The organism is Bradyrhizobium sp. P2_E8, assembly GCF_056403875.1.
Genome location: NZ_JBFUES010000176.1, coordinates 1 through 9,846, shown reverse-complemented (window position 1 = coordinate 9,846; position 9,846 = coordinate 1). Strand labels below are relative to the sequence as shown.

Below are 9,846 nucleotides of genomic sequence, written 5' to 3'. Positions count from 1 at the left end.
CTCCGGCGATGCGAGGTAGCGCAGCAACCGGTCCGCGGCTTCGGCATGTTTCGCGTTCGCCATGCGGCCGGCTGAGAACACGGCCGGTGTCTGCAAATCGTGCGGGACCGGCCCGATCACTTCGATGCCGTCGACCTGCTTCAGCTCGCTGATCTGCTGCACGGCCAGATCCGCCTCGCCGCTGACGAGTCGCTCGGCGGTAAAGCCCTGTTCGACGATGGTGGCCTTGGCGTTGACCTCGGCGGCGATCCCCATCCGCACGATCAGCTGGGCGAAGTACACGCCGCTCGCGCCCAGCCGCGAATAGGCGACGGACCGCGCCGCAAGCAGCGTCTTGCGCAGCGCGGCTTCGGTCGCGATGTCGGGATGCGCCTGCCCCGCAAGCACGGCAATGCCGACGAAGGAGCGCGCGAGATCGGCTGCGCTCTCGGCGATCACACGGCCCTCGCCGATCACCTCATCGAGCCCCTCGCGCGTGAGGATGACGAGATCGGCGGCCTCGCCGTCGCGCAGCCGCTTGAGGAGCGCCAGGGTCGGCGCGAAGTCGGCATCGACGCGGATGCCGCTCGCGGTCTCGAAGGCCGACGACAGGCTGCGCATCGCGCCCATCAGGCCGAGCGTCGATAGCATGCGGATGGTCTTTTCCATCTGTATTCCCGGATGACTTCAGGCGCGGTGCATCAGCTTGAGCGCGGCGGTCAGGCGCAGGCTGCGCTTGCCAGCAAGCGCCGTTGCCTCCAGCACCGCCTGCTCCGCGTCGTAGCTGCCGGAGAAGCCGATGCCGACCTCGTGGCCGCCGAAGATCGGATCGTCCTTGGCCGGCGTGTGCTCCTGATTGAGGATCTGGCCCTTCCAGCGGCCGTTCGTGGCGGTGTAGCTGCCGAGATAGTAGAACGAGGCATCGCCGCCGAGAATGCGGCCCTGGTTGAGCAGCATCACGCCGGTGAGACCGCCGTCAACGCCGTCGAGCATGCGCAGGTGGATCGAATAGAGGCCATCGCCAATACCGCCCTCGCCGACGCCGCCGGCGATCGGCACCTCGTCCTCGGTGATCGGCGTCATCACCGACTGAAAGGGAACGCCGGGCAGCTCCTTCAGCTCGCCCTTGAAACGATAGAGATCGCCGTCGGCCCTGCCTTTCGCCAGCAAGGTCGCATCATCGGTGCCGGCCATGGCGCGGTAGTTCGGATCGGGGTTGTGGCGGACGGTCTTGATGACGATGTCGACGCCGTCGTCGGTCTTCTCGTAGGTGCCGATATGGGCGAAGGCCGAATTGCCGCCAAGCATCTTGCCATTGCCGGCATGCATCACGCTCCGGCCAACGGCGTCGCCGAGCTGAAACCGCACCTTGTAGAAACCCTCAAACACCAGCCGTCCCCGGCCCTGCGCGCATCCAGTGACACTCTATCCCGCTTTCGATGGCGATGGACAAGTTTCACGCCACCGGGGGTCGACAGGCCACAGGAACGCCCGTCATCAAAATGCAAAAAATCCGCCGGAGCCTTTCAGCTCCGGCGGATTGAACGCCAACCCGGGCAAGCCCCCCGCCCGGGCCGGGAGGATCTTAGGCGACCGCCTTCTTCTCGGCCGGCACGGACGCGATCGTCTTCAGGATCTGCGAAGCGATCTGGTATGGGTCGCCCTGCGAGTTCGGGCGACGGTCTTCCAGATAGCCCTTGTAGCCGTTGTTGACGAAGGAGTGCGGCACGCGGATCGAAGCGCCGCGGTCGGCCACGCCGTAGCTGAACTTGTTCCACGGCGCGGTCTCGTGCTTGCCGGTCAGACGCTTGTCGTTGTCCGGGCCGTAGACGGCGATGTGGTCCATCAGGTTCTTGTCGAACGCGGCCATCAGGGCCTCGAAGTACTCCTTGCCGCCGACCGTGCGCATGTACTCGGTCGAGAAGTTGGCGTGCATGCCGGAGCCGTTCCAGTCGGTGTCGCCGAGCGGCTTGCAGTGGAACTCGATGTCGATGCCGTACTTCTCGGTCAGGCGCAGCATCAGGTAGCGGGCCATCCACATTTCGTCAGCGGCCTTCTTGGAGCCCTTGCCGAAGATCTGGAATTCCCACTGGCCCTTCGCGACTTCCGCGTTGATGCCTTCATGGTTGATGCCGGCCGCGAGGCAGAGGTCGAGATGCTCTTCGACGATCTTGCGGGCGACGTCGCCGACGTTCGAGAAGCCGACGCCGGTGTAGTACGGGCCCTGCGGCGCCGGATAACCCGAAGCCGGGAAGCCGAGCGGACGGCCGTCCTTGTAGAAGAAGTATTCCTGCTCGAAGCCGAACCAGGCGCCGGCATCGTCGAGAATGGTGGCGCGCTTGTTGGAGGCGTGCGGGGTCTTGCCATCGGGCATCATGACTTCGCACATCACGAGCACGCCGTTGGTGCGGGCAGCGTCCGGGAAGACKGYGACCGGCTTCAGCACGCAATCGGAGCTGTGGCCCTCGGCCTGCTGGGTGGAGGAGCCATCGAAGCCCCAGAGCGGAAGCTGCTCGAGCGTCGGGAACGACGCGAATTCCTTGATCTGAGTTTTGCCGCGCAAGTTCGGAGTCGGCGTATATCCGTCGAGCCAGATGTACTCGAGCTTGTACTTGGTCATTGAGCCTCTCTGTAGATGATGCGAAAGGTTGGGGGCCCTGGGGCCCCCGCACGTTTGTACCCGGCCACCATCGGCCGACCGCTTACAAGCATTTAACGTGCCAAAAGGCCGCACTACGGAAGGTTTTCCCCTGCCGCCGGGCTCTCCCCGCCGCCGGCTGGGCGTCCACAGCGGCGTGCGTCATAGCGGCGCACCTTTGCGTGAAGCTGCACCGCAAAAATCCCGCGGAAAACGCCTGATTCTGGAGCAGCCCGACCTGCGCCGGAGGTTGCCGATGAAACGCGCATCAACGTCCGGCAATATTCGCAAAGTCTTCGCCCCGTCGCCAGCAACCTTCGCAATGGCCCAAGCGTTAGTCACCAAGCTGGTGCCTTGGAGGATGCAGAAAGCACGCTGCCTAGAAAATGAGCTAAAACTGATTTCCTTTTCAGCACTTTGCATTTCGGGGCGCGCGGCCGATATGGGGATTCCAGTAACCACAATCGAACGAGTCGGGCGCACCATGGAGGCCAAGCGCTTCGACCCGAGGAGATACCGCAATGATGAACAATGGTCTGAGTGAGGGATCTGCAAAGATCTACCAATTCCCCGCCGGGGGCCGCGCGGCTCTCGGAGGTCGCCGCTATGGTGAGGCCCGCCTTCCTGCCGACCGTCTCTCGCTTCCCGTGAACGAGACGATTTGCAGCGGAAGCTGGTACCATCAGGAGGCAGTCGACGAAGACAAGCCGAAATGGGATCGCTAATGCCTGCGTTTGGTTCAATCCCGCGACGCTCCCTGGAGCGACCGGCAGCAGTTTGAAGAGGGTCGAAACAACGAGGTTTCGACCCTTTTTGATTCTTGATGGCCGCGCGGCTAGAGCCCGGGCTTTTCGACCACCGCGCAGGCCGTGACCGGCCGCTTCAGATGCTTGATGGTGGTCGCTCCCGACTTGCCGATCCTCAGCGTGACCCCCGCCCCCGAATAGCGCGCGCCCGAGACCGTCAGCCGCCTGGCGAGCGTGACGGGTTCGCCGTCGATCTGGAGGAAGGCGCGCTTGTCGGCGTCATAAAACCCGACGATGAACTGCGTACCATCAGCGCAGCGGTAGGTCTGGAACGTCTGCGCACCGGCCTGCCGCATGCCGAAGATTCCGCCCGCCAGCATGCTGATCGCCAAAACAATGGCCTTGTGCCGGTTCATGATCGCCCCCTGTAATGATCCGCCGGCAACATAACAAAAGCATATCCGATGTCCGACTCCCCTACCCGCCACCTCGCCTTGCAGGGCGCCAGCAATTTCCGCGATCTCGGTGGCTATCCGACCACCGATGGCCGCACTACGCGCTGGCGGCACATCTTCCGCTCCAACCATCTCGGTCAGCTCACCGCCGATGACATCGAGATCGTCCGCGCGCTCGGCGTCAGAAGCGCATTCGATTTTCGCGGGCTGGAGGAGCGCGCGGCCGGTGTCTGCGTCGTGAACGAGATCACCGTGCACTCGCTGCCGATCGAGCCGACGGTTGTTGCCGCCCTGCGCGCCGAACTCGCCCGGGGCACGTTGACCGCGCCGGTCGCACTGGAGCTCATGCGCGAGTCCTACCGCAACTATGTCCGTCACAACACGCACAGCTTTCGCGCGCTGTTCGGCCATCTGCTGGAAGACCGCGCCCCGCTCGTGATCCACTGCACCGCCGGCAAGGACCGCACCGGCTTTGCCAGCGCGCTGATCCTGCATGCGCTCGGCGTTTCCGATGACGTCATTGCCGAGGACTACCTCCTGACCAACCGGCACTACCGTCGCGATGCGTCAAACGCCTCCGACCTTCCCGCCGACGTGCTCGACGCGATCGGCTCGGTCGAGGCTTCGTATCTTGCGGCGGCTTTCGAAGCCGTCGGCCGCGACTATGGCGATGTCGAAACCTACTTGCGCGACGGGCTCAAGCTCGGCGCGGCCGAGCGGACGGCGCTAAAGGAGCGTTATCTGCAAGCGTGATCAGGATTGCCACTCGGCGGGGAGCCAGCTCGCCGCCAGGGTGGCATCGGTGATCGCGCGGCACAGGGCTTTGGAAACCTGAAGCGTGCTCCAGTCGCTTTGGTGCAGCTTGTCAGGATCGCTCGGATCGAGCATTTGCTCGAATGACACCTCGTTGTTCACATGCCAGTGCCGCATCAGCGCCCAGCGCTGAAACACGTTCACCTTTGCAGCTGCTGCGATCTTCCGGATTTCCGAGACCATCTTTTCCGAGAGCTCTGCCTTATCGTCTCGGAGCATGGCTGTCACATATTGCGGGTCGATCAATACCACATCCATCGGGTGCTCGCTCAGCAGACGCACTCCCTCGGCGATCTTCTCGACCACCTTTTCAAACACGAATTCATTCTTGCGAAAGATGGCGTTGGTGCCGACCTGCCAGAGCACGACCGAGGGCTTGTCGGCGAAAATGTCGGCATCGAAGCGATCCAGCTCTTTTGGCGCCTCTTCCCCACCCTTGCCCCGATTCAGGACGTCGACCCGGACCTTCGGCAAATGCGCATCGTAATTCTGCCTCAGACACATCTCGAGGCGAGAGGGATAGGGCACGACGTCCTCACGTCCGGCCGTCGAGGATGATCCCATCGCCACGATGCGAACCGAACCCGTTCCGCGCAGTGCCTCGAAGAAGTTGCGCAGCGGATATCTCAACTTGATGACGTCTCGGGGGACGTCCACGGCCGGCGGACTCTCGGTCACTTCACCTCTCCCCCGCTATCCAAGGTTGCGTCGATCATTCAGCCTTGAAGCCGCCGCCATTGCAAGACCAATTCGGCCCGCGCAATAGTCGGGGCAGGTTCAACCGACGGAGAGCATCGTGCAGGGAAAAGTCATTGTCGTCACCGGCGCGCTCGGCGCTCTCGGCAAGGTGGTTGCGGAGGTCGCGCAGTCCCGCGGCGCACGGATCGCCGGCATCGATTACGCGCCCTCGCAAATGCCAGCGACGCCCGAGCGCATCGAGATCGGCGGCGTCGACCTGTCTGACGCCGCTCAGGCGAAGACGGCGATCGATGCGGCAGCGAAGCACTTTGGCCGGCTCGACGCACTGATCAACATCGCCGGCGGCTTTGCCTTCGAGACCGTCGGCGACGGCGACATCACGACGTGGCAGCGCATGTATGCACTCAACGTGCTGACCGCGCTCAACGCCTCGCGCGCGGCGCTGCCGCATCTCGCCGCCTCCAGCGCCGGCCGCATCGTCAACATCGGCGCCATGGGCGCGCTCCAGGCAGGCTCCGGCATGGGCCCCTATGCGGCGTCGAAAGCCGGCGTGCATCGCCTCACCGAGGCGCTGGCCAGCGAGTGGAAGGGCAAGGTGACAGTGAACGCGGTGCTGCCGTCGATCATCGACACCAAGGCCAACCGCGCCGACATGCCGAAAGCTGACTTCGCCAAATGGGTGACGCCGCGGGAGCTCGCTGAAGTCATCCTGTTCCTCGCCAGCGACGCCGCGAGCGGCATCACCGGCGCGCTGATCCCGGTCAGCGGGCGGGTGTGATCAATCCGGTACCAAGAGCCGCAGATCGCCCTTGAAGCGGATGCTCTGCTTGCCGGCGAGCGCGATGCCCTCGCCATAGGCGGTCTCGTCGGTATAGGTGCCGCTGAATCCGATGGTCACGATCTTGCGGCCCCACACGGGACGCTCGTCGAACGTAGGCGAGTGCTCCTCGTTGGTCAGCTCGCCCTTCCACTTGCCGTCGGCGGAGATGTAGCTGCCATAGGCGAAGAAGAATGAATCGCCGCCCCGCATGGTGCCGTCGCGCAGCACCATGACACCCTGGTTGCCGCCCTGGACACCATCCAGCATCTGGATGCGGATGTGATAGAGCCCGTTCCTGATAGTCATCTGCGTCAAGCGCCCGATTGTCCCGCCCGCAGGATAGCCGGACCATCTGTTCCCAATCAAATGGCAGGGAGCCCCGAGTCCGATCCGGGCTAGACTGCCTGGAATCGATTCTCCGATCGGAACACCTGTGGAAACCGCGCTCTACCTGCCCGTCAAACGTTTCCTCGAAGAGCTCGGCTTCACGGTCAAGGGCGAGATCGGCGGCTGCGATCTCGTGGGCCTCAGCGCCGGCGACCCGCCGGTCGTGGTGATCGGCGAGCTCAAGCTCGCCTTCAACCTCGAGCTGATCCTCCAGGCGGTCGACCGCGCGCCGGCGGGCGACGAGGTCTGGATTGCCGCCAAGATGTCGATCCGTGGCAAGGGGCGCGAGAGCGACGCGCGCTATCGCAATCTCTGTCGCCGCCTCGGCTTCGGTATGCTGGGGGTCACCGACCGCGGCCAGGTCGAGGTGCTGGTGAAGCCGCCGACCGCGGCGCCGCGACGCGAGCCGAAAAAGCGTTCGCGGCTCGTCGCCGAGCATCAGCGTCGCCAGGGCGATCCCGTGCTCGGCGGCAGCACCCGCGCGCCGATCATGACGGCCTACCGGCAGCAGGCACTGGCCTGCGCCTCCGCGCTCGCCGAGGGGCCGCGGCGTGTGCGCGAATTGCGCGAACGGTGTCCCGATGCCGGCAAGATCTTGCTTAACAATKTGTATGGCTGGTTCGAACGCACGGAGCGGGGAATCTACGGGCTCACCGAGGCCGGCCATGCAGCGCTGGAGCGCTGGCCGCAGCAACGGATCGAGGTGAACGCAGGTGCTCCGTCACCGGCATGACACAGGATCGATGCAAGTCGTGAATAGCTGAGATGCCACACCAAATTCATATTGCAATGCAACATAGGCGGCACTAGGTATCCCGGATCGAAACGAGGCCCCCATGAGCGCAGACTGGAATACCAAGTACGGCACGCGGCGCGTGCGTCACGATCCGCCCACCCTGGACGAGGCGATCTTCGCCGCTGTTGGCATCACCGACGACCAGGAGCAGCAGGCCGAGATCGCCGCAGCTCTGATGGGGATGCCGCTCGATGTGGTCCAGGCCGAGGTGAAGAAACTGGCCCGCACCAACAGCCGCATCACCGCCACGCGCGTGATCGCCGGCGAACAGGGCGCACAGCGCTCCGTCGTGGTCGAACGCCGCGTCGTCCGCCGCTTCGGCACCGGCACGCGCACCGGCACCTGAGCGCCTCGTCCACGCCCCCCAAATACAAGAGCGGACCGGTTTTGCCGGTCCGCTTTTTGATTCAGGCGGCGCGACTGCCGTACATGCTGGAGATGATCTTCCAGCAGGTCGAGTTGAAGCTGAGAAGCGCGCGCCCGGCCGTGAACGGCGCGGCTGCGAGTTCGGCCAGCTCGGCTTCCGGCGTCTTGGCCAGATCGATCGTGCCGGTCGATTCGCCGTGGCGGAAGGCGAGATGCGCACCGAACTTCCGGGCAAGCGCCCGCATCGCGTGATTCTCGGCGCCGGTGGTGATGCGCAGGTGCTTGTAGCCCTTCCAGCGCGCTTCCGCGATCAGGCGGCGGAACAGCACGCTGCCGACGCCCTTGCGGCGCGCAGAGGCCTCCACGCTGAAGGCGACTTCGGGCAGAGAATCGTGCTCCGGCGGATGCAGCTCGGCAGCACCGCGGACTACGCCGTCGACGATATAGGCGACGATCACGGTGCCGTCCTCGGCACAGCGGGCGGCGTAACGCTCGATGAAGCTGTCGTCGAGAAAACCGTTGAAACGATCATGCCGGCTTTCGGCATCGAGCCTTAGCAGGTGATCGCGCAGCAGCGGCAACTCTTCCTGCTGGATCAGGGTCCGCACATAGCCTGGGGCGGTGCGGACGGTCTCTTCAAGTACCACGTCAAAACTCCTCTTGGTGTCCCTCGAGGAGGCGTTCGAATCCCTAGGACCCCTATGTTGTGCATCGCACCATAATTTTCAAGACGGGAACCTGCCCAAGTTTCGGGCATCGGGAGCGACTATTTCGTTAACAAAATCAAAGCCCCGTAATCATACGAGGACCAGCTGCGTCTGGGTCACCACGGCCACCAGCTTGCCGTCCTCGGTTTCGAGCCGGGTGGTCCAGACCTGGGTGCGTCGGCCCCGGTGAACCGGTGTCGCGGTGGCGATGATCGTGGTTCCTTCCTTGGCGCCGCCGATGAAATTGGTCTTGCTCTCCAGCGTCGTCGTGCCCTTGGCGTCCTCGGGCAGGTTGATCACGGTCGCCGCCGCGCCAACGGAATCGGCCAGCGCCATCACCGCGCCGCCGTGGATGGTGTGGTGGAGGGTGCAGAGATCGGGCCTGACGGTCATCCGTGCCACCACGCGGTCCTTCTCTGCCTCGACGAATTCGACGCCCTTGAGCTCGGCGAACGGCATCTTCATCGCTTTAAGTTTCTCGAGCGGCGTCATCGGATATCCTCCCAATTCGTTGTTGTCTCAGCGTGAATTGCTTCGCGCGGCAAAGCAATGACGTCCGAGGTCATGGCCATGCTGACATCGGCGCCCGCATTTGTGCATATGCTGCTCCCATGCGTCACTTCCCTCCCCGCCGCATCGTCTGCCTGACCGAAGAGACGGTCGAAACGCTCTACCTGCTCGGCGAGCAGGACCGCATCGTCGGCGTCTCCGGCTACGCCGTGCGCCCGCCCCAGGTGCGACGCGAGAAGCCACGGGTGTCGGCCTTCGTCTCCGCAGACATTCCAAAGATCCTGGCGCTGGAACCGGATCTCGTGCTCGCCTTCTCCGATCTCCAGGCCGGTATCGTCGCTGATCTCGTGCGCGCCGGCGTCGATGTCCACGTCTTCAATCAACGCGACGTTGCGGGAATCCTGACGATGATCCGGACTCTCGGTGCTCTGGTCGGCGCCGCCAAGCGCGCCGAGGACCTCGCCCAAGGATTCGAACGGCGTCTCGCCGCGATCGCCGCAACGTCCCGCCCCTCGCCGCGGCCAAAGGTCTATTTCGAGGAGTGGGACGATCCGTTGATCTCCGGCATCGGCTGGGTGTCCGAGCTGATCGAGATCGCCGGGGCTGAGGATGTCTTTCCGGAGCTGCGGCATCGGCAGGCGGCGAAGGATCGTATCGTCTCGGCGGACGACGTGCGTAAGGCAGCCCCCGACGTGATCCTCGCATCATGGTGCGGCAAGAAAGTCGTGCCCGCCCGCATCCGCGCGCGCGACGGCTGGAGCGAGATTCCGGCCGTGCGCGACAGCCGCATCGTCGAGATCAAGTCGCCGATCATCCTGCAGCCGGGACCTGCGGCGCTGACCGATGGGCTGGATGCGATCGTGCAGGCGTTGTGGGGTGAGCACAGCTCTCTCATCCCGTCATTGCGAGCGTAGCGAAGCAATCCAGAGT

Annotated in this window: 15 protein-coding genes; 7 read left to right on the top strand and 8 right to left on the bottom strand. The window is 64.3% G+C overall.

The features are described 5' to 3' along the window. The 3 genes from AC1D00_RS12585 to AC1D00_RS12575 form a co-directional block, all read right to left on the bottom strand. On the bottom strand, window positions 1–648 hold a 648-nt coding region (locus AC1D00_RS12585), incomplete at its 3' end, for a substrate-binding domain-containing protein (RefSeq protein ID WP_477010895.1). A gap of 18 nt (window positions 649–666) precedes the next feature. After that, entirely contained in the window at window positions 667–1,368 is a 702-nt protein-coding gene (locus tag AC1D00_RS12580; protein ID WP_477010894.1) for a GrlR family regulatory protein, read from the bottom strand. A gap of 196 nt (window positions 1,369–1,564) precedes the next feature. After that, window positions 1,565–2,599, bottom strand: a complete 1,035-nt coding sequence (locus AC1D00_RS12575; RefSeq protein WP_477010893.1) for a glutamine synthetase beta-grasp domain-containing protein — start codon at window positions 2,597–2,599, stop codon at window positions 1,565–1,567. Window positions 2,600–2,696: 97 nt separating this feature from the next. Between AC1D00_RS12575 and AC1D00_RS12570 the strand changes: the two genes are divergently transcribed. Both AC1D00_RS12570 and AC1D00_RS12565 read left to right on the top strand, forming a co-directional pair. Next, window positions 2,697–3,161: a hypothetical protein gene (locus tag AC1D00_RS12570; protein ID WP_477010892.1), complete on the top strand. Its 465-nt coding sequence runs from the start codon at window positions 2,697–2,699 to the stop codon at window positions 3,159–3,161. Further along, a complete protein-coding gene (locus AC1D00_RS12565) occupies window positions 3,139–3,342 on the top strand; it encodes a DUF2735 domain-containing protein (protein WP_025575434.1) in 204 nt (67 codons plus the stop codon). The genes AC1D00_RS12570 and AC1D00_RS12565 overlap by 23 nt, the downstream gene beginning before the upstream one ends. Window positions 3,343–3,452: 110 nt before the next feature. Here the strand turns inward: AC1D00_RS12565 and AC1D00_RS12560 are convergent, their stop codons facing one another. Continuing rightward, on the bottom strand, window positions 3,453–3,779 hold the full coding sequence (locus AC1D00_RS12560) for an MliC family protein (RefSeq protein ID WP_477010891.1): 327 nt from the start codon (window positions 3,777–3,779) through the stop codon (window positions 3,453–3,455). 48 nt (window positions 3,780–3,827) lie between these two features. Here AC1D00_RS12560 and AC1D00_RS12555 point away from each other — a divergent pair, with 48 nt between their 5' ends. Next, window positions 3,828–4,571: a tyrosine-protein phosphatase gene (locus AC1D00_RS12555; protein ID WP_135173501.1), complete on the top strand. Its 744-nt coding sequence runs from the start codon at window positions 3,828–3,830 to the stop codon at window positions 4,569–4,571. Here the strand turns inward: AC1D00_RS12555 and AC1D00_RS12550 are convergent, their stop codons facing one another. Then, on the bottom strand, window positions 4,572–5,309 hold the full coding sequence (locus AC1D00_RS12550) for an SGNH/GDSL hydrolase family protein (RefSeq protein ID WP_477010890.1): 738 nt from the start codon (window positions 5,307–5,309) through the stop codon (window positions 4,572–4,574). A 118-nt stretch (window positions 5,310–5,427) separates the two neighbouring features. Between AC1D00_RS12550 and AC1D00_RS12545 the strand changes: the two genes are divergently transcribed. Next, window positions 5,428–6,108, top strand: a complete 681-nt coding sequence (locus tag AC1D00_RS12545; RefSeq protein ID WP_477010889.1) for an SDR family oxidoreductase — start codon at window positions 5,428–5,430, stop codon at window positions 6,106–6,108. On the opposite strand, the gene AC1D00_RS12540 is transcribed toward AC1D00_RS12545, so the two are convergent. After that, window positions 6,109–6,456 (bottom strand): hypothetical protein, encoded by a 348-nt coding sequence (locus tag AC1D00_RS12540; RefSeq protein ID WP_477010896.1) that lies wholly within the window; start codon window positions 6,454–6,456, stop codon window positions 6,109–6,111. 127 nt (window positions 6,457–6,583) lie between these two features. On the opposite strand from AC1D00_RS12540, the gene AC1D00_RS12535 reads away from it, so the two are divergent. Both AC1D00_RS12535 and AC1D00_RS12530 read left to right on the top strand, forming a co-directional pair. Continuing rightward, complete coding sequence (locus AC1D00_RS12535; protein ID WP_477010888.1) at window positions 6,584–7,270, top strand: DUF2161 domain-containing phosphodiesterase; 687 nt, start codon at window positions 6,584–6,586, stop codon at window positions 7,268–7,270. Window positions 7,271–7,373: 103 nt separating this feature from the next. Beyond that, entirely contained in the window at window positions 7,374–7,679 is a 306-nt protein-coding gene (locus tag AC1D00_RS12530; RefSeq protein ID WP_027542488.1) for a hypothetical protein, read from the top strand. A 61-nt stretch (window positions 7,680–7,740) separates the two neighbouring features. Here the strand turns inward: AC1D00_RS12530 and AC1D00_RS12525 are convergent, their stop codons facing one another. Both AC1D00_RS12525 and AC1D00_RS12520 read right to left on the bottom strand, forming a co-directional pair. After that, complete coding sequence (locus AC1D00_RS12525; protein ID WP_135173496.1) at window positions 7,741–8,346, bottom strand: GNAT family N-acetyltransferase; 606 nt, start codon at window positions 8,344–8,346, stop codon at window positions 7,741–7,743. 150 nt (window positions 8,347–8,496) lie between these two features. Continuing rightward, on the bottom strand, window positions 8,497–8,898 hold the full coding sequence (locus tag AC1D00_RS12520) for a PaaI family thioesterase (protein WP_477010887.1): 402 nt from the start codon (window positions 8,896–8,898) through the stop codon (window positions 8,497–8,499). 119 nt (window positions 8,899–9,017) lie between these two features. Between AC1D00_RS12520 and AC1D00_RS12515 the strand changes: the two genes are divergently transcribed. Then, entirely contained in the window at window positions 9,018–9,830 is an 813-nt protein-coding gene (locus tag AC1D00_RS12515; RefSeq protein WP_477010886.1) for a cobalamin-binding protein, read from the top strand. Window positions 9,831–9,846 lie beyond the last annotated feature (16 nt).